The sequence below is a fragment of the Amycolatopsis sp. NPDC001319 genome (assembly GCF_042896185.1).
Taxonomy (GTDB): Bacteria; Actinomycetota; Actinomycetes; order Mycobacteriales; family Pseudonocardiaceae; genus Amycolatopsis.
The window spans coordinates 56,438-80,299 of the sequence record NZ_JBIAWY010000009.1; the positions used below are offsets into that span (position 1 = coordinate 56,438).

General features: G+C 71.5%; 23 protein-coding genes and 1 pseudogene. 16 read left to right on the forward strand and 8 right to left on the reverse strand.

What is annotated here, in order from left to right:
* The first annotated feature begins 13 nt into the window (after positions 1-13).
* The gene (gene lepA / locus ACFY1H_RS31240; protein WP_366583854.1) at positions 14-1,864 is read left to right on the forward strand and encodes a translation elongation factor 4; all 1,851 of its coding nucleotides are present in this window, start codon (positions 14-16) and stop codon (positions 1,862-1,864) included.
* A gap of 46 nt (positions 1,865-1,910) precedes the next feature.
* On the opposite strand, the gene ACFY1H_RS31245 is transcribed toward lepA, so the two are convergent.
* A complete protein-coding gene (locus ACFY1H_RS31245) occupies positions 1,911-2,357 on the reverse strand; it encodes a pyridoxamine 5'-phosphate oxidase family protein (protein ID WP_366583853.1) in 447 nt (148 codons plus the stop codon).
* Between the two features lie 329 nt (positions 2,358-2,686).
* On the opposite strand from ACFY1H_RS31245, the gene ACFY1H_RS31250 reads away from it, so the two are divergent.
* From ACFY1H_RS31250 to ACFY1H_RS31305, 12 genes and pseudogenes are all read left to right on the forward strand, one after another.
* Positions 2,687-3,451, forward strand: a complete 765-nt coding sequence (locus tag ACFY1H_RS31250) for a GntR family transcriptional regulator (protein ID WP_366583852.1) — start codon at positions 2,687-2,689, stop codon at positions 3,449-3,451.
* Positions 3,451-4,395, forward strand: a complete 945-nt coding sequence (locus tag ACFY1H_RS31255; RefSeq protein ID WP_366583851.1) for an ABC transporter permease — start codon at positions 3,451-3,453, stop codon at positions 4,393-4,395. The genes ACFY1H_RS31250 and ACFY1H_RS31255 overlap by 1 nt, the downstream gene beginning before the upstream one ends.
* 56 nt (positions 4,396-4,451) lie before the next feature.
* On the forward strand, positions 4,452-5,345 hold the full coding sequence (locus tag ACFY1H_RS31260; protein ID WP_386952298.1) for an ABC transporter permease: 894 nt from the start codon (positions 4,452-4,454) through the stop codon (positions 5,343-5,345).
* Positions 5,342-6,340, forward strand: coding sequence for an ABC transporter ATP-binding protein (locus tag ACFY1H_RS31265; protein ID WP_386952301.1), 999 nt, complete (start codon positions 5,342-5,344; stop codon positions 6,338-6,340). The genes ACFY1H_RS31260 and ACFY1H_RS31265 overlap by 4 nt, the downstream gene beginning before the upstream one ends.
* Entirely contained in the window at positions 6,337-7,281 is a 945-nt protein-coding gene (locus tag ACFY1H_RS31270) for an ABC transporter ATP-binding protein (RefSeq protein WP_386952304.1), read from the forward strand. The genes ACFY1H_RS31265 and ACFY1H_RS31270 overlap by 4 nt, the downstream gene beginning before the upstream one ends.
* Positions 7,282-7,366: 85 nt before the next feature.
* Entirely contained in the window at positions 7,367-8,977 is a 1,611-nt protein-coding gene (locus ACFY1H_RS31275) for an ABC transporter substrate-binding protein (RefSeq protein WP_366583847.1), read from the forward strand.
* A 25-nt stretch (positions 8,978-9,002) separates the two neighbouring features.
* Positions 9,003-10,610: an amidase family protein gene (locus tag ACFY1H_RS31280; protein WP_386952308.1), complete on the forward strand. Its 1,608-nt coding sequence runs from the start codon at positions 9,003-9,005 to the stop codon at positions 10,608-10,610.
* 137 nt (positions 10,611-10,747) lie between these two features.
* Positions 10,748-11,350, forward strand: a pseudogene (locus tag ACFY1H_RS31285) (MFS transporter); the annotation flags it as partial.
* 494 nt (positions 11,351-11,844) lie between these two features.
* A complete protein-coding gene (locus ACFY1H_RS31290; RefSeq protein WP_386952311.1) occupies positions 11,845-12,054 on the forward strand; it encodes a hypothetical protein in 210 nt (69 codons plus the stop codon).
* Positions 12,051-13,460 (forward strand): amidase, encoded by a 1,410-nt coding sequence (locus ACFY1H_RS31295; protein WP_386952314.1) that lies wholly within the window; start codon positions 12,051-12,053, stop codon positions 13,458-13,460. The genes ACFY1H_RS31290 and ACFY1H_RS31295 overlap by 4 nt, the downstream gene beginning before the upstream one ends.
* A 10-nt stretch (positions 13,461-13,470) precedes the next feature.
* A complete protein-coding gene (locus ACFY1H_RS31300; RefSeq protein WP_366583843.1) occupies positions 13,471-14,850 on the forward strand; it encodes an amidase in 1,380 nt (459 codons plus the stop codon).
* Between the two features lie 26 nt (positions 14,851-14,876).
* Positions 14,877-15,062 carry a hypothetical protein gene (locus ACFY1H_RS31305; RefSeq protein ID WP_366583842.1) on the forward strand — a complete coding sequence of 62 codons (186 nt, stop codon included), beginning with the start codon at positions 14,877-14,879 and terminating at the stop codon, positions 15,060-15,062.
* Positions 15,063-15,115: 53 nt separating this feature from the next.
* Here the strand turns inward: ACFY1H_RS31305 and ACFY1H_RS31310 are convergent, their stop codons facing one another.
* From ACFY1H_RS31310 to ACFY1H_RS31320, 3 genes are all read right to left on the reverse strand, one after another.
* Positions 15,116-16,567 carry an amino acid permease gene (locus ACFY1H_RS31310; RefSeq protein WP_366583841.1) on the reverse strand — a complete coding sequence of 484 codons (1,452 nt, stop codon included), beginning with the start codon at positions 16,565-16,567 and terminating at the stop codon, positions 15,116-15,118.
* 107 nt (positions 16,568-16,674) lie between these two features.
* A complete protein-coding gene (locus ACFY1H_RS31315; RefSeq protein WP_386952319.1) occupies positions 16,675-17,703 on the reverse strand; it encodes an alpha/beta fold hydrolase in 1,029 nt (342 codons plus the stop codon).
* 160 nt (positions 17,704-17,863) lie between these two features.
* Positions 17,864-18,829: a zinc-binding dehydrogenase gene (locus ACFY1H_RS31320; protein WP_386952321.1), complete on the reverse strand. Its 966-nt coding sequence runs from the start codon at positions 18,827-18,829 to the stop codon at positions 17,864-17,866.
* 60 nt (positions 18,830-18,889) lie between these two features.
* On the opposite strand from ACFY1H_RS31320, the gene ACFY1H_RS31325 reads away from it, so the two are divergent.
* The 3 genes from ACFY1H_RS31325 to ACFY1H_RS31335 are packed head-to-tail and all read left to right on the forward strand — an operon-like array spanning position 18,890 to position 19,925.
* Positions 18,890-19,087 (forward strand): hypothetical protein, encoded by a 198-nt coding sequence (locus ACFY1H_RS31325; RefSeq protein ID WP_364054715.1) that lies wholly within the window; start codon positions 18,890-18,892, stop codon positions 19,085-19,087.
* 11 nt (positions 19,088-19,098) lie between these two features.
* On the forward strand, positions 19,099-19,563 hold the full coding sequence (locus ACFY1H_RS31330) for a ribonuclease domain-containing protein (protein ID WP_366583838.1): 465 nt from the start codon (positions 19,099-19,101) through the stop codon (positions 19,561-19,563).
* Positions 19,560-19,925, forward strand: coding sequence for a barstar family protein (locus tag ACFY1H_RS31335; protein WP_285973937.1), 366 nt, complete (start codon positions 19,560-19,562; stop codon positions 19,923-19,925). Before ACFY1H_RS31330 ends, ACFY1H_RS31335 begins: the two co-directional genes overlap by 4 nt.
* 49 nt (positions 19,926-19,974) lie before the next feature.
* Here ACFY1H_RS31335 and ACFY1H_RS31340 read toward each other — a convergent pair whose 3' ends face one another.
* The 4 genes from ACFY1H_RS31340 to cysD form a co-directional block, all read right to left on the reverse strand.
* On the reverse strand, positions 19,975-20,748 hold the full coding sequence (locus ACFY1H_RS31340) for an enoyl-CoA hydratase-related protein (protein WP_386952326.1): 774 nt from the start codon (positions 20,746-20,748) through the stop codon (positions 19,975-19,977).
* 211 nt (positions 20,749-20,959) lie between these two features.
* Positions 20,960-21,688, reverse strand: coding sequence for a sirohydrochlorin chelatase (locus ACFY1H_RS31345; protein WP_386952328.1), 729 nt, complete (start codon positions 21,686-21,688; stop codon positions 20,960-20,962).
* Positions 21,685-22,947, reverse strand: a complete 1,263-nt coding sequence (locus tag ACFY1H_RS31350; RefSeq protein ID WP_386952331.1) for a sulfate adenylyltransferase subunit 1 — start codon at positions 22,945-22,947, stop codon at positions 21,685-21,687. Before ACFY1H_RS31350 ends, ACFY1H_RS31345 begins: the two co-directional genes overlap by 4 nt.
* Positions 22,947-23,855: a sulfate adenylyltransferase subunit CysD gene (cysD, locus tag ACFY1H_RS31355; protein WP_386952334.1), complete on the reverse strand. Its 909-nt coding sequence runs from the start codon at positions 23,853-23,855 to the stop codon at positions 22,947-22,949. The genes ACFY1H_RS31350 and cysD overlap by 1 nt, the downstream gene beginning before the upstream one ends.
* Between the last annotated feature and the right edge of the window lie 7 nt (positions 23,856-23,862).

The following is a 23,862-nucleotide window of genomic DNA, read 5'->3' on the forward strand; positions in this document are numbered from 1 at the left end:
GAGGACCACACGAGTGACAGCGCCCAAGACGTTCGCCGACACCACCTTCACGCCGCCGGAACTGATCCGCAACTTCTGCATCATCGCCCACATCGACCACGGCAAGTCGACGCTGGCGGACCGCATGCTGCAGCTCACCGGCGTCGTCGAGGAACGGGCGATGCGCGCGCAGTACCTCGACCGGATGGACATCGAGCGTGAGCGCGGCATCACGATCAAGGCCCAGAACGTCCGCCTGCCCTGGCAGGTCCAGGGCCAGGACCACGTGCTGCACATGATCGACACGCCCGGCCACGTGGACTTCACCTACGAGGTCTCGCGCGCCCTGGAGGCGTGCGAAGGCGCGATCCTGCTGGTCGACGCCGCACAGGGCATCGAGGCGCAGACGCTGGCCAACCTGTACCTGGCGCTGGAGAACAACCTCCAGATCATCCCGGTGCTCAACAAGATCGACCTGCCCTCGGCCGACCCGGACAAGTACGCGGCCGAGCTCGCGCACATCATCGGCTGCGAGCCCACCGACGTGCTGCGCGTCTCGGCGAAGACGGGCGTCGGCGTCGGCGCGCTGCTCGACGAGGTCGTGCGCCAGGTCCCGGCTCCGGTCGGCGACGCGGACGCCCCGGCGCGCGCGATGATCTTCGACTCGGTCTACGACACCTACCGCGGCGTCGTCACCTACATCCGCGTGGTCGACGGCAAGATCACCCCGCGCGAGAAGATCCGCATGATGTCCACCGGCGCGACCCACGAGCTGCTGGAGGTCGGCATCATCTCGCCGGAGCCCAAGCCCAGCAAGGGCCTCGGTGTCGGCGAGGTGGGTTACCTGATCACCGGCGTGAAGGACGTGCGCCAGTCGAAGGTCGGTGACACCGTCACCTCCGAGCGGCACGGCGCCACCGAGCCGCTGGCCGGCTACCGCGAGCCGAAGCCGATGGTCTACTCGGGCCTGTACCCGGTCGACGGCTCCGACTACCCGGAGCTGCGCGAGGCGCTGGAGAAGCTGCAGCTCAACGACGCGGCGCTCGCCTACGAGCCGGAGACGTCGGTCGCGCTGGGCTTCGGTTTCCGCTGTGGCTTCCTCGGCCTGCTGCACCTGGAGATCACGCGCGACCGCCTGGAGCGCGAGTTCGGCCTCGACCTGATCTCCACCGCGCCCAACGTGGTCTACCGCGTGGTGCTGGAGGACCGCAGCGAGGTCGTGGTCACCAACCCGTCCGACTGGCCGACCGGGCTGAAGATCTCCGAGGTCCACGAGCCGGTGTCGAAGGTGAGCATCCTCGCGCCGAGCGAGTTCGTCGGCACGATCATGGAGCTGTGCCAGAGCAAGCGCGGTGTGCTGCTCGGCATGGACTACCTGTCCGAGGACCGCGTGGAGCTGCGCTACAACATCCCGCTCGCGGAGATCATCTTCGACTTCTTCGACACGCTGAAGTCGCGCACCCGCGGGTACGCCTCGCTCGACTACGAAGAGGCGGGCGACCAGGTCGCCGAGCTGGTGAAGGTCGACATCCTGCTGCAGGGCGAGACCGTGGACGCGTTCTCGGCGATCGTGCACAAGGACGCCGCCTACGGCTACGGCAACCGCATGGCCACGCGCCTGCGCGAGCTGATCCCGCGCCAGCAGTTCGAGGTGCCGATCCAGGCGGCCATCGGCTCGCGCATCATCGCGCGCGAGACGATCCGCGCGATCCGCAAGGACGTGCTCGCCAAGTGCTACGGCGGCGACATCTCGCGCAAGCGCAAGCTGCTCGAGAAGCAGAAGGAAGGCAAGAAGCGCATGAAGACCGTGGGCCGGGTCGAGGTCCCGCAGGAGGCCTTCGTCGCGGCTCTGTCCACTGAGGACAGCGGCAAGGCCAAGAAGTAGCCGGCCGGCGAGCCCGCGCCGCACAGCACGGGCTCGCCGTCGGGCTTCAGCGGTTGCCGATGATCCTCTCGGCCGCCACGAACACCGCGACGCGGCGCTCCTCGGCCATCACGCGGTCGTACTCGGCCCAGTCGTCGTGGGTTCCGGTGGCGGCCTTGAAGACGTCGCGCAGCAACGTCGGCAGGCCGGCCGGGTCGAAGGCCGCGTCGGGGTCGTCGGGGCCGATGAGGTGGGTCTTGCCGGTCACCGACACCCAGTCCCAGCCGCGGCGGAACGTGAGGGTCGCGTGGCCGGTGGTGCGCAGCAGCTTGAGCTTGTGGGCCCCGCCCATCGCCACGAGGGCGACGCCGGGTTTGCCGGTCACGGGGTCGTCGAAGACCCCGGCGTTGACGACGGACGAGTGCACCGTCCCGTCGGCGCGGGTGGTCGAGATGGTCGCGAGGCCGTTCTCCTGCAGGGACAACGCGCGGACGTGCTCCAGATCGGCGGTCATGCCGCACAGTAACGCCGTGGCGGGTGTGCGTCTTCCCGGCTCACCCGCCCGAGCGCGTCACCGGAAGTGACACCCTGGCCGCGTTGCCGGCGGGTCCCGGTGATCATCCGGTCCGGCGCCGGGGACGAGCGACGCCGGCCGGTCGCGAGATCGACTTCGGTGCCAGTGCGGGGAAACTTCCGGCCGGACGGCGCGCCGATCCCGCGTATCGAAGCTCCGCAGCGGGTTACACGCAGGTCAGGGCGATTCCCGCCCCGAGGCTTCCGGCTTAACGACGGCGTTACGCTTCCGGCCTTCCGGACAAACGGCGGCGAGCGCACGCTTCCTGCATGAAGCAGGCCAGGATCGATCCGCGGACCAAGCGTCGTCTGAGCGCCGCCCGCCGGGTGCGGGATCTGCTCCGGGCGGCCATCGTGCACGAGGAGTTACCCGCCGGGGCGCTGCCCGGCGAAGCCGAGCTCATGTTGTCCTTTTCGGCCAGCCGTCAGGTCATCCGGGACGCGCTGGCCCTCCTGCGCGAGGAAGGACTCGTCAAGCGCGTGCAGGGGACCGGCACGTTCTCCGTCGCGTCCAAGGTACGCCACGCCTTCAGCCACCTGCACGGCCCCGAACCGGCGCTGGAACGGGTGTCGCACCGGATTCTCGCGATCAGCCAGGAGGTGGCCGCGCCGCGCGTCGCCGATCGGCTGGGACTGCCGGTGGGCGCCGACTGCGGCGTGATCGAGTACCTCGCCGTGCTGGGCACCGAACCGTATTACGCCTGCACGGCCTACGTGCCCATACCGCTGCTCGGGGTGGTGCGGCACGGGCGGACCGTGACCGAGTGGTATTCGGTCTACGAGGCGGCCGGGTTCGAGCTCGGCGTGACCGACCAGGCGGTGGAGGCGATCGTCGCCGACGACGAGGCCGCCGCCGTGCTCGACGTGCCGGCGGGCGCACCGCTGATGCTGTTCGAACGGCTCGTCCGCGACCGCCGCGGACGGCCTCTGGAATACGCGTTCGCCAGGGTGCGGGGTGACCGCATCGCGCTGCTGGCCCAACTTCCCCGCAACTGCCGGCAACGACGCCTGCCTCAACTCGCGCAGGAGGCGTGATGCCCGGTTATCTCGGCCGACGGTTGCTGATGACGATCCCGATCCTCATCGGCGTCTCGATTGTCATCTTCATCACCATCAAGATCATCCCCGGCGACCCGGTCGCTTCGATGCTCGGCCCGACCGGCAGCCCGGAGGCCAGGGCCGCCCTGCACGCGCGGCTGGGGCTCGACAACCCGTTGCCAGTGCAGTACTTCTCGTGGCTCGGCCACACCCTCACCGGCGACTTCGGCACCAGCATCACCCGCCACGACGCGGTCGCGCCCATCGTCCTGGACGCGCTGGTGAACACGCTGATCCTCACCGTCGCGGCCGGCGCGCTCGCCATCGTGCTGGGACTGCTCGTCGGCGCGCTGACCGGCCTGCGCCGCAGCGGCATCGCGGCCCGGATCGGCAACGCGTTCGCGCTGTTCTCGATTTCCGTGCCGCAGTACTCCATCGGGCTGCTGCTGATCATCTACCTCGCGTCGAACGCCGGTCTGTTTCCCGTCAGCGGCATGCACAACCCGAACGGCGACGGCGGGTTCGCGGACCTCGTCGACCACCTCATCCTGCCCGCGGTCACCGCGGCGCTGGTTCCCGCGGGGATCATCGCGCGGATGTTCCGCTCGTCCGTGCTCGACGTGATGAGCATGGACTTCGTCGAGGCGCTCACCGCGCGGGGTCTGTCGCGGGCCCGGGTGATGCGCCACGCCTTCCACAACACCGTGCCGTCGCTGCTGACCGTCGCGGGGCTGCAGGTCGGCTACCTGCTCGGCGGTGTCGTGTTCGTCGAGGCCGTGTTCCAGTGGCCCGGCATCGGGCTGCTGGTCTACCAGTCGATCACCCAGCGCGACCTGCCGGTGATCCAGGCGGGCGTGCTGGTCTCCGCGTTCGCGTTCGTGCTGATCAACCTCGTGGTCGACGCGCTGCACGGCCTCGTCGACCCGCGCATCCGCACCTGACGGCAGCGTCGCCGGTCCCCGTCCCCACCGACCGAACTCCTCGAGGAGTGTCTTCGATGACCGCACTGACCGAACCGGCACCGGCGACGTCGCTGCCCGATGCCGCACCGGCCGCCGCCCCGGCGCGCCGCCGCCGCAGGATGACCGTGAGCGCCACCGTCGCCGCCGCGGTGGTCCTCCTGATCGTGCTCACCGCCGTCGTCGGACCCCTGCTGGCGGGCGACCCGGTCGCGGGCGACACCGCGCACCGGCTGCTGCCGGCCGGCACCCCCGGCCACCTCCTCGGCACCGACGGCCAGGGCCGCGACGTGCTGGCCCGCCTCGTCGACGGAACCCGCCTGTCGCTGCTGGCCGGCCTGGTCCCGGTGGCGTTCGCCGCGCTCGTCGGCACCGGGCTCGGGGTCACCGCGGGCCTGTCCGGCAAGTGGGGCCAGCGAACGATCATGCGCACGCTGGACGTGTTCTACGCGTTCCCGGCGGTGCTGCTCGCGGTCGCGATCGCCGCCGCGCTCGGGTCCGCGCTGTCCAACGCGATCATCGCGCTCGCGGTGATCCTCGTCCCGCCGGTGGCGCGCGTCGCCGAGACGGAGACGCGGCGACTGGTGGATCTGGACTACATGGAGGCGGCGCGGGCCAGCGGTGCCACCCGCTCGGCCATCGCGCTGCGGCAGGTACTGCCCAACGTCGCCCCGCCGGTGATCGTGTACTGCACCGCGCTGATCGGACTGTCCATTGTGTACGCGGCGGGGCTGAGTTTCCTCGGCCTGGGGATCTCCCCGCCGACTCCGGAGTGGGGTCTCATGGTCAGCGAGCACACGCAGTACATCTACTCCGCGCCGTTCCTGGCCGCGATCCCCGCGCTGGCGATCCTCGTCGCGTCGGTCGCCTTCAACGTCCTCGGCGACGGCCTGCGGGATCTGCTCGACGTGCGAGGGGAGGCGCGGGCATGAACGCGGCCGTGACCCCGCCCCTGGCGGTCGAGGACCTCACCACCACGTTCGTCTCCCGGCACCGCCGGATCGAGGTCGTGCGCGGGGTGTCGTTCACGATCGGCCGCGGCGAGACGATGATGCTGCTCGGCGAGAGCGGCAGCGGCAAGTCCGTGACCGCCCGCTCGATCATGCGGCTCTACGGATCCGGCGCCGAGCTCGGCGGCAGCGTGCGGCTGAGCGGCCGCGAGCTCACCGGGCTCGCGGAGGCGCAGCTGCGCGACGTCCGCGGCGGCCAGATCGCGCTCGTGCCCCAGGACCCCACGGGTGCGCTCGACCCCTTGCGCCGCATCGGCGCGCAGCTGGCCGAGACGCTGGCCGTCCACGGCGTGGAGCGCGTGAAGACCGCTGCGCGGCGGCGGGCCGAGGAGCTGCTGGCGATGGTCGGCATCCCCGACCCGAAACGCGTGGCCGGCAGTTATCCGCACGAGCTGTCCGGCGGCATGCGCCAGCGCGCGGTGATCGCGATCGCGGTGAGCTGCGACCCGCAGGTGCTCATCGCCGACGAGCCCACCACGGCGCTCGACGTGACCGTGCAGGCGCAGATCCTCGAGCTGATCGCCGACCTGCAGCAGCGCCTCGGCATGGCGGTGCTGATGGTCACCCACGACGTCGGCGTCGCCGCGGACTTCGGCGGCCGGGTCGGGGTGATGTACGCGGGCAAGCTCGTGGAGGAAGGGCCGGCGCACGAGGTGCTCTCCGCCCCACGCCACCCGTACACGGCCGGGTTGCTGAACTCGCTGCCCACGCCCGGCGTCGCCCGGGGCACGCTGCACTCGATCGTCGGGGCACCGCCCGCGGTCGGCGCGTTCCCCGGCGGCTGCGCCTTCGCCCCGCGCTGCCCGCAGGCCCGGCGCGCGTGCACCCGGACCGATCCTCCGCTGGCCGCGGTGGCCGAGGACCGGTCGGCGGCCTGCCCCGTGGTGAACCCGGAACCGGCGTCGGTGGTGGCGTGATGGCCGACGAGCTGCTGCGGGCCGAGGGCCTGACCAAGACGTTCGGCAACGGGGTGCGGGCCGTCTCCGACGTGTCCCTGACCGTCCACAAGGGAGAGACGCTCGGCGTGGTCGGCGAGTCCGGCTGCGGGAAGTCCACCACCGGGAAGATGCTGCTCGGCCTGCTGTCGCCCGACAGCGGCGCCGTGACCTTCGACGGCGAGCCCTTGGCCGGGCTCAGCCGCTCCCGGGTGCGGGCGCTGCGGGCCCGCCTGCAGGTGGTGCCGCAGAACCCGCAGACGTCGCTGAACCCCCGGCTGCGCGTGCGCCAGTCGATCGAGTTCAACCTCCGGGCGCACGGCGTCGAGCGCGGTGCGCGCCTGCCGCGCGTGCTGGAGCTGCTGGAACGGGTGGGGCTCACCGCGGCACAGGCCGAACGCTTCCCCCACGAGCTCTCCGGCGGCCAGCTGCAGCGCGTCGCGATCGCCCGCGCACTGGCCACCGGGCCCGATCTGGTGGTCTGCGACGAAGCGGTGTCCGCTTTGGACAAAAGCGTGCAGGCGCAGGTGCTCAACCTGCTCGCCGACCTGCAGGCCGAGACCGGCGTCGCGTTCCTGTTCATCTCCCACGACCTGGCCGTGGTGGAGCACATCTCCGACCGGGTGGCCGTGATGTACCTCGGCCGGGTCGTGGAACTGGCCCCGGCGCGCGAGCTGTGGGCCACCCCGCGCCACCCGTACACCCAGGCGTTGCTGTCGGCGACCCCGGGACAGGGCCGCGAGCGGATCGTGCTCTCCGGCGACCTGCCCAACCCGGCCGATCCACCGTCCGGCTGCGGGTTCCGCACGCGCTGCCCGGTCGCGGAACCGGCTTGCACGACCGAGTGGCCGGCGCTCGCCGAGGCGGCACCCGGTCACCGGGCCGCCTGCGTCCACGTGAGCCCGGTGCCCGTACCGGGCTGATCCCGCCACCCAGCCAGCCCAGCGGCCGCGCCGGCCGCCGGGCCGACCCCGCACGCCCTCGACCCCCCTGCCGAGAGGAAAACCCTTGTCCCCCAACCGTTACTTCGCGCGGCGGAGAGGCCGGACCGCGCTGCTCGGCGCGTTCGCCGCCGCCGTGTCGCTCCTGCTGTCCGCTTGCGGCGGCAGCGCCACCGCCGGCGGCTCCGGCGGCAACACGCTCACCATCGGCATGACCGCGTCCGACATCCCCGTGCTCGACACCGGGCTCGCCCAGGGCCAGGGCTACGAGGGCCTGCGCTTCGTGGCGAACCAGCTGTTCGACGGCCTGACGAAGTTCGACCTGACCAAAGCCGACCAGATCCCGAAGATCATCCCCGACCTCGCCGAATCGTGGACGCCCAACGCCGACCTGACGAGCTGGACCTTCAAGCTGCGGCCCGGCGTCACCTTCCACGACGGCACCCCGTGGAACGCCGACGCGGCGATCTTCAACCTCGACCGCTACACGAACAAGAACAGCCCGCAGTACTACCAGGAGCTCAACGCCCAGGGCGGGTTGTCGATCGCCGGGATCAAGACCTACCACAAGGTCGACGACCTGACGATCGTGATCGACACCAACGGCCCGTGGGCCTACCTGCCCAGCGATCTCGCGACGGTGTACTTCGCCAGCCCCACGGCGGTGAAGGCCGAGGGCAACCAGGGCTTCGCCGAGAAGCCGGTGGGCACCGGGCCGTTCAAGTTCGACTCGCTCGTGCGGGGCCAGCGCATGGTGATGCTGGCCAACGACAAGTACTGGGCCGGCCGGCCCAAGGTCGACAAGGTCATCCTGCGCCCGATCCCCGACCCGACCGCCCGCGTGGCGGCCCTGCGGTCCGGTGAGGTCAACTGGATCGAGGTGCCGCCGCCGGACGACGTGCCCAACCTGAAGTCGCAGGGCTTCCAGGTGCTGACGAACTCCTACGACCACATCTGGCCGTGGGTCTACAACCTCGCGAAACCGCCGTTCACCAACGTGAAGGTGCGCGAAGCGCTCAACTGGGCCATCAACCGGAAGGCACTGGTCGACAACATCCTCAAGGGCACCGCGGAACCCGCCCTGGGCTACGTGCCCCACGCCAACGCGGCGTACGAGCCCGCCGACGACGCCTACGGCTACGACCCGGCCAAGGCCAAGCAACTGCTCGCCGAAGCCGGCTACGCAGGCGGGTTCACCATGACGCTGTCCTACCCGACCAGCGGCTCCGGCAACATGGTCCCGACCCCGATGAACACCGCGCTGCAGACCGACCTCGCCGCCGTCGGGGTGAAGGTCCAGCTCAAGCCCATCGAGTGGGCGGCCATGCTGACCGACTTCTTCAGCGGCAAGATCCCGGACAACGCCGACGCCCTCAACATCTCGCTGAGCTACCAGCAGGAAGGCTTCTGGCGCAACTGGTTCGGCACCGGTTCGACGGCCAACGCGGGCAAGTACAGCAACCCCCAAGTCGACGCCCTGTTCGCCAAGGCGCGCACGGTGCTCGACGACAAGGCGCGGGCGAGCCTCTACTCGCAGGCCGCGCAGATCCTCGCGAAGGACTCGCCGTGGCTCGTCGTGGTCGACGACCGCAACCCGCGTGTCCTGTCATCCAGCGTGCACGGCTTCGTGCAGGCGCAGTCCTGGTTCGCCGACCTCACCCAGCTGTCCGTCGGCTGACCGGCCCCACCGAAAGGAGATCGCCATGGCGATGCCTCGCGGCCGCATCCGCGGCTTCGTGCGCAGGCCGACGCCGCAGGAGCTGTCGGAGCTCGGCGCGACCGAGCACCTGTCCCTCACCCCGCGGGAAGCCGAGCAGTACGCGCAGATCCTCGACCGGACGTTCGCCGGCGTCGACCGGCTGGACGAACTGCACGCGCCCACCCCGCCGTTGACCTACACCGACCGCGATCCCGGCGGCCCGGTCGACGACACCGAGGACCCGTTCCACGCGTTCATCCGGCGCTGTCACGTGAAAGGCGCGCCGGGCGGGCCGCTCGCGGGACTCACCGTCGGCGTCAAGGACAACCTCGCCGTGGCGGGGGTGCCGGTCACCAACGCTTCACGGACGCTGAGCTACACGCCGACGTCCGACGCGGTCGTGGTGTCCCGGCTGCTCGCCGCGGGCGCCGACGTCACCGGCAAGACGAACCTGGACGACTTCTCCACGTCCGGCACCGGCGAGTCGAGCTGGTACGGCCCGGCCCGCAACGCCGTCGACCCCACCCGGTCGGCCGGCGGCTCGTCGGGCGGCTCGGGATCGGCCGTCCGCTCCGGCGCGGTCGATCTCGCAATCGGCGTCGACGAGGGCGGTTCGGCCCGGATTCCCGCGTCCTTCAACGGGATCGTCAGCATCAAACCGACCCAGGGCCTGGTTCCCTCCCACGGGCTGACGTACATGGACCACACGATCGACGCCGTGTGCCCGATGGCGGGCACGGTGGAGCTGACCGCCCGGATGCTCGACGTGATGAGCGGGCACTCCGACCGCGACCCGCAGTGGGTCCGGGGCACGGCCGAGCCGACGAACGCCGTCGCCGCGCTCGGCGAAGGGGTGGCCGGTCTGCGGATCGGTGTGGTGACCGAAGGGCGCGACCCGGCCCTGTGCGAGCCGGGCGTGCTCGCCGCGTTCGAGTCCTCGTGCGCCGCACTGGAGGCCGCCGGCGCGACCGTGACCCCGGTTTCGATTCCCCTGTGGACGGACGCGTGGGCCATCGAAACCACGTTGCTGATGCATCTGGCGTGGCTCAACGCCCAGTCCGACGGTGCCGGCTACACGCACCTCGGCGAGGTGGACGTCGAGCGGACCCACGCCTTCGGCCTCGTCCGGCGGCTCGAGGCGGACTCGTTCCCGCCGTTCTTCAAGGTGTGGCTGCTGGGCGGAAGGTACTTGCACGACAAGTACTTCTCCACCTACTTCGCCAAGGCCGCGAACCTGCGGCGGGCCCTGACCGCACAGCTTGATGCGGCATTCACCGGGTTCGACCTGCTGCTCACCCCGACCACACCGCAGGTCGCGCCGGTGCTGCTGGACCGGCCCGCCGAGGACCCGGAGCTGCTCGCCCGCGGCACCACGATGGTCAGCAACACCTGCGTGCTCAACCTCACGGGGCACCCGGCGCTCGCGGTGCCGAGTGGCGTGGACCCGGAAACCTCGATGCCGGCATCGATCCAGATCATCGCGCCGCGGTGGCAGGACGCACTGACGTTCCGGGCGGGCGCGGTCGTGGAGGACGCGGCGGGTGTGATGCCGGGCGGGATCACGGCCCAGCCCGCCACCCGGCCCGAACCGCAGCCGGCCGGTTCGCGGTGATCGAAACCGTGCCCGCGCGGGCACCCGTGTCCGGCCCGGTGCCCGGCTCCGGGCCGGACGCTCGCCGCCGGTTCCACCTCGTCGTCGTGGTGGCCGGCGTCGGGTTCGGGCTGACCGCGCCGTTCACGGCGCTGCTCGTGGTGGGGCTCGGCGGCCCGCCGTCGTGGGCGGCCTTCGTGGTCTCCTCGATCGGGCTTTCCCTGCTGCTGGTCGATTTCCTCGGCACCCGGTTCGTGCCGCGGGTGTCCTCGCGCACCGCGCTCACGGTGTCGTTGCTCGTGTTCGGCGTCGGCTGCCTGCTCTCGGCGGCCACCACCAGCTGGGAGGTCGTCGGGCTCGCGCGGGTGCTGCAGGGGTTCGGCACGGCTTTGTTCATGGGCGGCGGGATCGCGCTCGCCGTCCGGCTCGTCGGCGAACGGGTGCGCGGGAGCGCGATCGGCACGTTCAACGCGTTCTGGTTCCTCGGCGTCGCGACCGGTCCGCTCGGCGGTGGCCTGATCGCGGCGGTGGTGCCGGGACCCGACGGGTTGCGGCTGCTGTTCGGCGTGTGCGCGGCGGTGAACCTGGCCGGTGCGGTGGCGGCGTGGTTCCTCGCGCCCCGCTGGGTTTCCGCCGTCCGGCCCCGGCTCGGGCTGCCCGCGGGCCTGGGAGTGCGCGGCCGCCGGATGTGGTCGGTGCTCGTGCTGACCGGGCTCGGGCAGGCGGTGCGGTCCGGGCTCGCGCTGACGCTGGTCCCGTTGCTGGGCGCGCAGCTCGGCATGGGCTGGGTCGCCTTGGGGCTGGCGTTGTTCGCGATGTCGGTCACCGACGTCGGCGCGATGCACTTCGGCGGCCGGTTCGGCGACCGGCACGGGCGGCTGCTCCCGCTGGCGGCCGCGCTGGCGTGGGGCACCGTCGCCGTGCTGACCCTCGCCACCGTGGTCCGCGGTCCGGTCGCGTTCGCCTTCGGGGCGCTCGCCACCGGCGTCACCGTCGGCACCACGTGGGTCGTCCCGGCCGCGATGACCGTCGATCTCGCCGAGGACCCGGACATCGCGCTCGCCGCGTACCGGATCGCCTGTGACATCGGGATGCTCGCCGGCGGGCTGCTCGCCGGAGTGGGCATCGCCGTCGGCGGCGTGCACACCGCGCTCGCGGCCACGGCCGTCTGCCTCTTCGGCGGTCTCCTGCTCACCCTCACCGTCCGGGAGACGCTGCCCGCCGTCCCCACCTGTCCGTCGTCAAGGAGGAAACCGTGCCGCTGCCCGCACCCGAGGAGTTCGCCGTGTTCGCCGCGAACTCCGACATCACCCTCACCCCGGAACGCCTCGCGCAGGCCTACGCCACACACACCCACTACCGCGCGGACCTCGAACGCCTGCGGCGCCTGCCCCTGCCGTTCACCGAGCCGGTCAGCGAACCGGCCACCGCGCTCGCCTGGATCAGCAAGGGAGGCACCGCATGACCGACCTCGCCGACCTCACCGCGACCGAGCTGCTCGCCGCGTTCGCCGCCGGCACCGCGACCCCGAGCGAAGCCGTCGCGGCCTGCCTGGCCCGCATCGAGGCCACCGACCCCGGGCTCAACTCGGTGATCACCCTGCTCACCGACTCCGCGCGGGCGAAGGCGGCCGAATCGGACGCGCGCTGGCGCGAGGGCACCGCCCGGCCGCTGGAGGGAGTTCCGTACGGGCTCAAGGACATCGTCGCCACGGCCGGGATCAGGACGACCGGCGGCTCGGCGCTGTATCGCGACTACGTGCCGGAGACGGACGCGGTGCTCGCGGCCCGGCTCGCCGACGCCGGCGGGGTGCTGCTCGCCAAGCTCGCCACGTTCGAGTTCGCCTGCGGCGGCGCGGTGAACAAGACGTTCGGCCCCACCCGCAACCCGTGGGACCCGCGGCGCACCACCGGAGGCTCGTCGTCCGGCTCCGGCGCGGCGGTCGCGACGGGCCAGGTGCCGCTGGCGATCGGCACCGACACCGGCGGCTCGATCCGCATCCCGAGCGCGTTCTGCGGGATCACCGGGATCAAGGCGACCTACGGCCGGGTGCCCCGCCACGGCGTGATGGGGCTGTCCTGGACCATGGACCACGCCGGGCCGATGACCCGCAGCGTCGCCGACGCCGCGCTGATGCTCGACGTGATCGCCGGGCCCGATCCGCTCGACCCGACCACCCTGCCCGCGGAGGACAGCCCGTTCAGCGCGGCGGTGGGCCGGGACGTCAGCGGCATGCGGGTGGCACGGGATCGCGCGTTCCTCGAAGGCGACCTGCACCCCGCGGTCGCCGAGGCGTACGAGTCGGCGCTCGGCGAGCTGACCGGGCTCGGCGTGGAGCTCGTCGACGTGGAGCTTCCGACGTTCGAGCTCGCCGCCGTCGCCGGCTGGTGGATCATCTACGCCGAAATGCTCTCCCTGCACGAAGAGCACGTGTCGGGAATCGAGGACCGCGACGAGATGGGCGCGTCGCTGCTGGGCGCGGCTCCGTTCGTGAGCGCCGCGGACTACCTGCGGGCGCTGCGGCTGCGCCCGGTGTTCCAGCGTGAGCTCGACGCCGCGATGGCCGGCTGCGCGGCGCTCGTGACGCCCGGCCTGAGCGCGCTGCCCCCGTTCATCGCCTCCGAGATGACGTCGGACCTCGGCAACCGCGAGGTGCCGTGGCTCGACGCCGCCTGCCGCACGAGCGTGCCGTTCAACCTCACCGGCTCCCCGGCGCTGGTGCTGCCCTCGGGCGAGATCGGCGGACTGCCGGGGAGCCTGCAGTTCGTCGGCCGCCCGCGCGACGAGGCCACGTTGTTCGCCCTCGGCGGTGCCTACCAGGCCGCCACCACCCACCACCTGCGCCGCCCGGCCCTGCCCGCGGCCGCTTGAGGAGGACGCGATGTACCTGACCATCACCGAAGCCGCCGCGGCACTGCGCGCCGGCGAGACCACGTCGGTGGAACTCACGACCGCGGCCTACGCGGCCGCCGACGCCCACGACGAGGCACTGGGGGTGTACCTGGCGCGGTTCGACGAGACGGCGCTGGCCGCCGCCGCGAAGGCCGACGCGGAGCTGGCCGGCGGCGTCGACCGCGGCCCGCTGCACGGAATCCCGTTGGGAATCAAGGACATCATCGCCACCGAGGAGGGCGAGACCACCGCGCAGAGCCTCGTGCTCGACCGCGCGTGGGGCGCCGGCGGGGACGCTCCCGTCGTGGCGCGGCTGCGGGCCGCCGGGGCGATCGTCACCGGCAAGACCAGCACCATGGAGTACGCGATCGGCACGCCCGACCCCGACAAGCCGTTCCCGATCCCGCGCAACCCGTGGAACACGGAGCGCTATCCCGGCGGTTCGAGCTCGGGCACCGGGAGCGGGGTGGCGGCCGGGCTGTTCCTCGGCGGACTCGGCACCGACACCGGCGGCAGCATCCGGTACCCCGCGACCAGCTGCGGGATCACGGGTCTCAAACAGACCTTCGGCCGCGTCCCGAAAGCCGGGTGCGTGCCGCTGGGCTACAGCTACGACCACATCGGACCGATGGCGCGCAGCGCCGAAGACTGCGCGGTGATGCTCGCCGTGCTCGCCGGTCACGACAGCAGCGACGCGACGTCGGCCGACCGCCCGGTCGACGACTACACCAGCGGGCTCACCGGCTCACTCGCCGGGCTGCGGATCGGCATCGACCGCCTCCTCGACCGCTCGCCGCTCACCGCGCCGGAGCTCGACCCGGCGCTGGACGCGGCCGTCGCCGAGCTCGTCGCGTCCGGGGCCGAGGTCGTCGACGTGCGGCTGCCGCTGTACGACGAGCTCAAGACCGCCACGATGGCCGGGCTCTCGGCCGAGGCGTACGCCTACCACCAGCCGGACCTGCGCTCGCGCTGGACCGACTACGGGGCCGGCACCCGCATGGCGGTCGTCACCGGCGCCCTCGTCAGCGCGGGTGACTACGTCCAGGCCCAGCGCGTCCGGCGCGTCGGACAGCGCCAGGTCGCCGCCCTTTTCGCCGACGTGGACCTCATCCTCACGCCGACGAGCGCGTGCGGCGCCCCCGAGGTGGACAAGCTGACGCTCGACAAGATCGTCGACGCGCTCCACACGCCCTACTGGAACGCGCTCGGCAACCCCGCGATGTCCGTGCCCATGGGTTTCACCGCCGACGGGCTGCCGCTCGGCCTGCAGATCGTCGGCAAGCCGTTCGACGAGGCCACCGTGCTCGCGGCCGGGTACGCCTACCAGCAGCGCACCTCCTGGCACCGCCAGGTTCCCCCGCTGTCGTGAACCCCGTACGAGGAAAGGAAACTCCCGTGACACCCGATCCCGCGACCGTCGTCCCCGCCCTGCTCTCCGCCGCCGGTGTGACGCCGTCGGCCGAGGAAACCGCGCTCCTCATCGCCGGCTACCCGTCGCTCTCCGAAGAGATCGAGAAGCTCTACGCGGTGCCGGAGGCCCGGTACGAGGAGCCGGGCCTGATCTTCCGCGCCGAGCTGTAGGCGTTCTGCTGAGGCGTTCCGCGTGAACGCCTCAGCAGGCCGGCCCTGTCGGATCAGTCCGAAGTGGACTCACGCTGTTCGCCGCGCGCCAGCACGGAGTGGCGGCGGCTGTAACCGAAGTAGACGGCCATCCCGATCACGAACCAGATCGCGAAGCGCAACCACGTCTCCGGCTTCAGGAACGTGATCAGCCAGATCGAGAAGACCACCCCGATGATCGGCACCACCGGCATCCCCGGCGTCCGGAACGTGCGGGGCAGATCGGGGCGCTTGTACCGCAGCACGATCACCGCGATGCACACCACCACGAATGCCAGCAGAATCCCGATGTTGGTGAGCTCGGCGGCCTCGCCGATCGGCAGGAACCCGGCGATGACCGCCGACGCCACGCCGAGGATCCACGTGGTGCGGGTGGGCACCTTGCGCACCGGGTGCGTCTTGCCGAACCACTTCGGCAGCAGGCCGTCGCGGCTCATGGAGTAGCCGACGCGCGTCGCGCCGAGCAGGAAGGTGAACAGCACGGTCAGGATGCCGATGATGGCGCCGACCGCGATCACCGCGCCCAGCCAGCCCAGGCCCACCGACGCGAACGCGCTGGAGAACGCCGCTTCGGGGTCGATGTCCTGGTAGTTCACCATGCCGGTCAGCACGAGGCACGCGAGGACGTAGAGCACCATCGAGATCGCGAGCGAGTACAGGATCGCCTTCGGCATGTGCTTCTGGGAGTCCTTCGACTCCTCGGCCGCGGTGGACATGGCGTCGTAGCCGAAGACCGCGAAGAAGACCGTGGCCGCACCCGTGAACGCGCCGCTGACGCCGAAGGGGAAGAAGTTGGTGTAGTTGCCCGTCTTGATGTGGAAGGCGCCGACCACGATCACCAGCACCACGAGCGCGACCTTCAGGTACACCAGCAGCGTCTCGAACCGCGCCGCGTTTTTCATGCCCTGGTTGAGGATGAACGCGATGAGCAGGCACAGCACCACGGCGAACAGGTTCACCACGTACGAGCCGTGCGCCACGCCCTCGGGCTCCGTGCCCGGCGCGCCCGACATCCACTGCGGCAGCGAGACGTGCAGGAAGCCCAGCAGGTCGTTGAAGTAGCCGGAGATTCCGATGGCGACCACCGCCACGATCGCGGTGTACTCCAGAAGCAGGTCCCACCCGATGAACCAGCCGACGATCTCGCCCAGCACCGCGTAGCCGTAGGTGTAGGCCGAGCCGGCGCGCGGGATCAGCCCGGCGAACTCGGCGTACGAGAACGCCGCCGCCGCGCTCGCGACGCCCGCGATGAGGAACGAGATCAGCACGGCGGGGCCGGCCGTCTGGTTGGCCACCGCGCCCGCCAGCGAGAAGATCCCGGCACCGATGATGCCGCCCACGCCGATCGCCGTCAGCTGGCGCAGCCCCAGCGTGCGTTGCAGGCCGTCACCGCCGCTCTCGATCGTCTCGATCGGTTTGCGCCGGAAGATGCCGGACCCTGTTCCCAGGCTGCGCGGAGCGGACATCGATGTCTCCTCATACGTCGTGAACCGAGCCCGGGTCACGGGCTCTGGCAGCGCACCGTACTAGGCCGTGTCCGCTGTGTCACCGATGTTCCGAAGCGGGCGGGAACTCAGCCCGCCGCGGTGTCCTCCGCGGCCTGGGACGCGGCGCGCGCGGGCCGGGACACGTCGCCGGAGCGGACGGCGCCCGCGGCGAAGAAGGTGAGGAGCTCGGCGATCTCGGGTGGGTCGTCGAGCTGGGGGCAGTGGCCCCAGTCCTCGCGCACCAGGAGGCGGCTGTGCGGCACGAGGGTGTGCAGGCGGCGGCCGGCGGCCGAGGAGACGAGCTTGTCCTTGCCGCAGGCCACGACCAGGAGCGGGACGTGCACGCGGTCGAGCTGGTAGGCGTCGGCGAGCTCGGTGACGAGCTGGCGCGCCTGCTCGAGGCGGGAGGTGGTGGCGCGGTAGTCGGGGAAGAGCGTGGTGAAGCGGCGGACCTGGCCGGCGTCGGCGGTGCCCGCGTCGGCGTACAGCAGGCGGGGGACGACCTGCTCGGCGACCGCGCGGACCAGGAACCCGGGTACGGGCAGCGGGAGCGCGGAGTACAGCCGCAGCGGCAACGGGTTGCGTGCGACCGTGCGGACGAGCCACGAGTCGACGAAGCCGGGCGCGGCGATCGACACGACGCCGACGAGCGGCAGCCGCGGGTTCTGGGCCGCGCGCAGGCCGAGCGTGCCGCCGAGGGAGTTGCCGGCGAGCACCACCGGGCCGAGCACGGCCTGCTCGCGCACGACGGCGGCGGCGAACGCGTCGAGCTGGGGGAGCATGGGGCCCGGGCGCAGGGGCTGGGCGTCGCCGAAACCGGGCAGGTCCACGGCGACGGCCGCGATGCCCGCGGTGGCGAGCTCGGCCAGCACAGGACGCCAGGTGTCGGCGCTGTCGCAGTAGCCGTGGAGCAGCACCAGCCGGGGTGCGCGGGGTTTCCCGGTGCCCCGCTTGCGGGACCGCTTGGGCGCCTCGGCCTCCACCACCGGTGGACCGACTTCGAGCACCCGCGTCCGCACTCCGGCGAAGCGCCGGAAGGAGATCCGGACGGGATCCGGTTCGCTGCTGGGCCGGCCGCCCCGGACAGCGGGTGCGGGCCGCTTCGATGCGGTCATGTCTACAGGTTAACCGTTCAAGGTCGAGTTCTGGTCGAACATCGGGGGTAACAAGCCGATTGCGAACTCGGGGTGTTGACGGTTAACGGAATGCGGCGTACAAGCACCGGCCCGGGCTGATCCGTGACGGAAAAGCCCAGGCCGGAGGGTTTCTGTCGACTCAGCGGGTGAAAACGATCTTGCCCGCGGTCTCGCCGTCGAGCATCGCCCGGAACCCCGCCTCGGCCTCGGCCAGCGGCAGTTCGGTCCCGATCCGGGGCTTGATCCCCTTGAGGTCGAGGTAGCTCAGCATGTCGGCCAGCTCGTCGCGCGTGCCCATGGTCGAGCCGGCGACGCGCAGCTGCAGGAAGAACACCCGCTGCAGGTCGGCCGACGGGTCCGGGCCGCTCGTGGACCCCGATACCACCACGATGCCGCCCGGCTTGAGTGACTTGAGGGTGTGCGCCCAGGTGGCCTTGCCCACGGTCTCGAACACCGCGTCGACCCGCTCGGGAAGCCGCGCGCCGGACTCGAACGTCTGGTGCGCGCCGACGTTCTCGGCCACCGCGCGCTTCTCCTCGCTGCGGCCGGTCACCCACACGCGGAAGCCCGCCGCGCGCCCGAGCGCGATGAGCGCCGTGGACACGCCACCGGACGCGCCCTGCACCAGCATCGTCTGGCCGGGGCGCAGGCCGGACTTCACGAACAGCATCCGGTACGCGGTCAGCCACGCCGTGCCCATCGTCGCGGCTTCGGGGAACGTGAGCCCGGCCGGCTTGGGCACCACGTTGCGCGCGGGCACCACGACCTGCTCGGCGAACGTGCCCTGGTGCTTCTCGGTCAGCAGGGTGCGCTTCGGGTCGAGTGTGTCGTCGCCCTGCCAGCCCGGGGCGTTGACCACGGAGTGGATCACGACCTCGGTGCCGTCGTCGAGCGTGCCGGCGCCGTCGCAGCCCAGGATCATCGGGAACTGGTCGGGCTTGATGCCGACGCCGCGCAGCGTCCACAGGTCGTGCATGTTGAGGCTGGCGGCCTTGACGTGCACCCGGACCCAGCCTTCGGGCACCTCGGGCTCGGGCCGCTCGCCGGCGACGAGAGAGTCGAGCGGGGCCTCGGCGTTGGGTTCCTTCGCGTATACGGCGAACATGGCAGCAACCTACCGCCCCTGGGCGCGCCGACGCAGCCTGGCGCGCGTAGGCTCACACCTGTGTTCAACGGGCTGGCCGACTGGTGGGACGGGGTCGAGCTGTGGCTCGCCCAGGCTTGGTTCCCCGTCCAGTTCGTGCTGGTCATGGTCGTGGTCGTCCCGCTGTGCCTGCTCGCCGCGTGGGTGATCGACAAGCTCGTGGGCCGCTTCGCCCGCTGGTTCGGCCCGGCCCGCGACGACGACAACCCGCCCTCTTAGGCTCACTCACCATGGTCAACCGTAGGCGGATCACCGCCGCACTCGTCGGTCTCCTCGTGCTGGTGCTCGCGGGCTGGCTCGTGAAGGAGAACGTCGGGGACTCGTCCTCGTCGGCCCCCGCCACGCCGAGCAGCTCCGCCCCGGCCGGCGCCTCGGGCGTCGCCGCGAAACTGCCCGGCAGCGACTCCGGGCTGCCGGTGAAACCGTTGTCCGGCTTGCCCTCGCAGGCGCGCGACACGTGGAAGCTGATCCAGGCGGGCGGGCCGTACCCCTATCCGCGCAACGACGACGTCGTGTTCGAGAATCGTGAGAAAGTGCTGCCGCGGAAGCAATCGGGTTACTACCACGAGTTCACGGTGACCACGCCGAAGAGCCCCGACCGCGGCCCGCGCCGCCTGGTGACCGGGCAGGCCAAGGAACTGTTCTACACCGACGACCACTACGCGTCGTTCGTCGTCGTGGACCCGAGCCGGTGACGCCGGCCGACGAGGCGAAGGCCGCCGCGGACGAGGCCTTCGCACGGGGCGCGTACCCGCACCTGGTCAACGGCGGCACCGTGGACAAGGCCTCCACGCTCGACGCGATCGCGAAGGCCATGTCCTTTCCGGACTACTTCGGCCGCAACCTCGACGCGTTGTACGACATGCTCACGGACCTGTCGTGGCTGCCCGCCGGAGAGCACGTGCTGATCTGGCGCGGCTCGGAAGCCTTGCGCCAGGCCGAACCGAAGAACTACCTGGCGATCCGCAGTGTCCTTTCCGACGCCCAGCGCGCGCTCGGTCCAGTCGACGGCAAAGCCGATTCCTGGCAGCTGACGGTCGTTCTCGCCGACTCGTGACCATCCCGATCCCCGCCGGTGGAACGGGGATCGGGACGCCGGCCCTCACTCAGTCTTCGGGGACCCAGTTCGGCTTGCGCTTCTGGGCGAACGCGAGGATGCCTTCCTGACCTTCCTCGCTCGCGAAGAACCCGGCCGACAGCTCGTTCATCGCGGCGAAGCCTTCCGACGGCGTGGCCGGACGCGGCTTGCTCAGCAGGGTTTTGGTCGCTGCCAACGCCTTCGGGCCGCCGAGCGTCAGCGACTTGAGGTACCGCTGCACGGTCTCGTCGAGCTCGGCGGCGGGCACCGCGGCGTTGAGCAAACCGATCTCCACGGCCCGCCGCGCGTCGAACACGTCGCCGGTGAGGAACAGCTCGTGCGCGGCGCGGGGGTTCAGCCGCGGCAGCACCGTCAGCGAGATCACGGCCGGCACCACGCCGATGCGGACCTCGGAGAACGCGAACGTCGCCTCGGGCACCGCGATCGCGATGTCGCACGCGGCGACCATGCCGATGCCGCCGGCACGGGCCGGGCCGGCCAGGCGCGCCACGACCGGCTTCGGGCTGGTCCACAGCCGCTCGAGGATCTTCGGGAACTCGTTCACACCCTGGTCGCCGGCCCCGGCCCCGCGGGCCTCCTTGAGGTCCATGCCGGCGCAGAAGACCGGGCCGGTGTGCGTCAGGAGCACCACCCGCACGGCGTCGTCGGCGACGGCCTTGTCCAGCGACTCGGAGAGCTCGCGGCGCAGCTGCGCGGACAGGGCGTTGCGGTTGTACGGGGAGTCGAGGGTGATCGTGGCGGTGCCGCCCACCACGTCGTAGTGCACCAGTTCGTCAACCATGGCACCACAATCGCACACGGGCCCGCGGGGGAGCCTGTGACGTGCGTCGGGGGCCGCCGGGACGAGGGCGGCCCGGGCCGGGAACGACAGTGTGGCGACGCCGCCGGCCACCGTGAGCTTCGGCGCCGTCACGTCGGCGTCCAGGGTCAGGTGCCACCCAAAACGCGTATCGGATTCAGCTTTAGGTGCTGACCTGCGCAGGAGCGTGCTGCTAAAGCGGTATCCGGGTCGCGACGTCCGCGTAGCGGTGCAGCACGGCGGCGGCCACGCGCGGGTCGGTGCCCAGCGGTTCGGCGAGGAACACGGCGCGGTCGGCCTCACGCGCGTGCACCGCGATGCGGTCGGGCAGCAGTCCGGGCGCGAGGAACCACGACGCGACGACGATCCGCCGCACGCCCCGAGCCCGCAGCCGCGCCACGGCGGCGGGTACGTCGGGCTGCGCCGCGCTCGCGAACGCCTCGGTGACCGGCAGCCCCAGCTCGCCCTCCCAGCGTGCGGCCAGGTCGGCGACGGCGGCGTTGGCCCCGGCGTTCGACGAACCGACGGCGCTGACCACGACCCCGTCGCCCGGGCCCAGGCCGGCGCCGGAGAGCCGGTCGAGTGCGACGCGTTCCAGCATCGGGTCGACGCCCAGCACCTCGGACACCCGCACGTCGAAGCCCGGGCACTCCGCCTTGACCTCGGCGACGAGCGCGGGCAGGTCCACGCGTGCGTGGAACGCACTGCCGAGCAGCAGCGGCACGACGACGGCGGCGCGGTGCCCCTGTGTGTAGAGCCGGCGCAGGACGTCGGTGACCCGTGGTTGCGAGAGGTCCAGGAAGGACTCGTAGACCTCGATCCCCGGCGCCTGCGCGCGCACGCGCTCCACGAGCCCCCGCACGGTCGCGGCCGAGCGGGGGTCGCGGCTGCCGTGCGCGACGGGGACGAGGGGAGCCGTCACGGGAACCGTTCGCCGACCAGCCCGGCGGCGAGCGTGTCGCCGTCCTTCGGGTCGATGACGAGGAACGCGCCCGTGCGCGGGCTGTCGGTGTAGTCGTCCACGCCCAGCGGCTCGGCCAGGCGCAGCTCGACGCGGCCGATGTCGTTGAGGTCCAGCGAGTCCGGATCGTCCACACTGGACAGCGTCTGCTCGTCGAAGCGGGCGGTGAGCTCGGTGACCATGGCCTGGACCGTGCGCGTGCCGTGCTTCACGAGCACGCGCGCGCCCGGCTTGAGCTGCTTCGACGAGAGCCAGCACAGCGTCGCGGTGAGCTCGTCGGTGACGCGGGGCGCGCGATCGGCCACGGCGATGAGGTCGCCGCGGGAGATGTCGAGGTCGTCGGCCAGCAGCAGCGTCACGGACGTGCCGGCGCCCGCCTCGTCCAGCGGTCCGTCGGCGGTGTCGATGCGCTCGACCGTGCTGCGCAGCCCGGCGGGCAGCACCACGATCTCGTCGCCCGGCCGGATGGTGCCGGCGGCGATCTGCCCGGCGTAGCCGCGGTAGTCGAGGTACTCGGGCGTGCGCGGCCGGATCACGTACTGCACGGGGAACCGGAACGCCGCCTCGTGCGGGTCCGGCGCCACGGGCACGGTTTCCAGGTGCTCCAGCAGGGTCGGGCCGTCGTACCAGGGGGTGCGCTCGGAGGCGGTGGCGACGTTGTCGCCCTCCAGCGCGGAGACGGGAATGGTGACGACGGTGCCGTGCCCGTAGCCCAGCGATTCGGCGTGAGCGGTGAACTCCTTGGCGATGACGGAGAAGGTCTCTTCGTCGTAGTCGACGAGGTCGATCTTGTTCACCGCCAGCACCAGCCGCGGCACCCCGAGCAGGGCGAGCACGGCGGCGTGGCGGCGGGTCTGCTCCACGACACCCTTGCGCGCGTCGACCAGCAGCACCGCGAGCTGCGCGGTGGACGCGCCGGTCACCGTGTTACGGGTGTACTGCACGTGGCCCGGGGTGTCCGCCAGGACGAACGAGCGCCGTGGGGTGGCGAAGTAGCGGTAGGCGACGTCGATGGTGATGCCCTGCTCCCGCTCCGAGCGCAAACCGTCCACCAGCAGGGACAGGTCCGGAGTGGACAGTCCCTTGTCGACGGACGCGCGGGTGACGGCGTCGAGCTGGTCGGCCAGCACCGACTTCGTGTCGTACAGCAGCCGCCCGACCAGGGTGGACTTGCCGTCGTCGACGCTGCCCGCCGTGGCGAGCCTCAGCAGCGAACTCATCAGAAGTAGCCCTCCCGCTTGCGGTCTTCCATGGCCGCTTCCGACATCCGGTCGTCCGCCCGGGTCGCGCCGCGCTCGGTGAGCCGCGACGCCGACACCTCCGCGATCACGTCCTGCACGGTCACCGCGGTGGACTCGATCGCGCCGGTGCACGAACCGTCACCGACGGTCCGGTACCGCACCGACAGCTCCCGCACCTGTTCGTCCGGACGGGGGCCGCCCCAGGGACCTTCGGCCAGCCACATGCCGTCGCGCTGGTAGACCTCGCGCTGGTGGGCGTAGTAGATCGACGGGAGCTCGACCTTTTCCCGCGCGATGTAGTTCCACACGTCCGCTTCGGTCCAGTTCGACAACGGGAACACCCGCACCTGCTCGCCCGGGCGGTGACGGCCGTTGTAGAGGTTCCACAGCTCCGGACGCTGCCGGCGCGGCTCCCACTGCCCGAACGAGTTGCGCAGGCTGAAGATGCGTTCCTTGGCCCGCGCCCGTTCCTCGTCGCGGCGGCCGCCGCCGAACACCGCGTCGAACTTGTTCTCCGCGATCGTGTCCAGCAACGGCGTGGTCTGCAGCGGGTTGCGCAGGCCGTCGGCGCGCTCTTCCAAGCGGCCGTCGTCGATCCAGTCCTGCACCTTCGCGACGACCAGCCGCAGCCCGTATTTCTCGACGACGCGGTCGCGGAACTCGATGACCTCGTCGAAGTTGTGCCCGGTATCCACGTGCAGCAACGGAAACGGCACCGGCGCGGGCCAGAAGGCTTTGATCGCCAGGTGCAGCAGCAGCGTCGAGTCCTTGCCGCCGGAAAAGAGGATCACGGGCCGGTCGAACTCACCCGCTACTTCGCGGAAAATGTGGATGGCTTCGGATTCCAGCGCGACCAGGTTGTCGACCGCGGGTTCCAGAGTGGTCATCGGTCCC

Bases quoted from the DNA above. Each gene is read 5' to 3' on its own strand.
- ACFY1H_RS31245 (WP_366583853.1), bottom strand. From the start codon at position 2,357: ATGACCGCCGATCTGGAGCACGTCCGCGCGTTGTCCCTGCAGGAGAAC.
- ACFY1H_RS31250 (WP_366583852.1), top strand. From the start codon at position 2,687: ATGAAGCAGGCCAGGATCGATCCGCGGACCAAGCGTCGTCTGAGCGCC.
- ACFY1H_RS31255 (WP_366583851.1), top strand. From the start codon at position 3,451: ATGCCCGGTTATCTCGGCCGACGGTTGCTGATGACGATCCCGATCCTC.
- ACFY1H_RS31260 (WP_386952298.1), top strand. From the start codon at position 4,452: ATGACCGCACTGACCGAACCGGCACCGGCGACGTCGCTGCCCGATGCC.
- ACFY1H_RS31265 (WP_386952301.1), top strand. From the start codon at position 5,342: ATGAACGCGGCCGTGACCCCGCCCCTGGCGGTCGAGGACCTCACCACC.
- ACFY1H_RS31280 (WP_386952308.1), top strand. From the start codon at position 9,003: ATGGCGATGCCTCGCGGCCGCATCCGCGGCTTCGTGCGCAGGCCGACG.
- ACFY1H_RS31295 (WP_386952314.1), top strand. From the start codon at position 12,051: ATGACCGACCTCGCCGACCTCACCGCGACCGAGCTGCTCGCCGCGTTC.
- ACFY1H_RS31300 (WP_366583843.1), top strand. From the start codon at position 13,471: ATGTACCTGACCATCACCGAAGCCGCCGCGGCACTGCGCGCCGGCGAG.
- ACFY1H_RS31310 (WP_366583841.1), bottom strand. From the start codon at position 16,567: ATGTCCGCTCCGCGCAGCCTGGGAACAGGGTCCGGCATCTTCCGGCGC.
- ACFY1H_RS31315 (WP_386952319.1), bottom strand. From the start codon at position 17,703: ATGACCGCATCGAAGCGGCCCGCACCCGCTGTCCGGGGCGGCCGGCCC.
- ACFY1H_RS31320 (WP_386952321.1), bottom strand. From the start codon at position 18,829: ATGTTCGCCGTATACGCGAAGGAACCCAACGCCGAGGCCCCGCTCGAC.
- ACFY1H_RS31330 (WP_366583838.1), top strand. From the start codon at position 19,099: ATGGTCAACCGTAGGCGGATCACCGCCGCACTCGTCGGTCTCCTCGTG.
- ACFY1H_RS31340 (WP_386952326.1), bottom strand. From the start codon at position 20,748: ATGGTTGACGAACTGGTGCACTACGACGTGGTGGGCGGCACCGCCACG.
- ACFY1H_RS31350 (WP_386952331.1), bottom strand. From the start codon at position 22,947: ATGAGTTCGCTGCTGAGGCTCGCCACGGCGGGCAGCGTCGACGACGGC.
- cysD (WP_386952334.1), bottom strand. From the start codon at position 23,855: ATGACCACTCTGGAACCCGCGGTCGACAACCTGGTCGCGCTGGAATCC.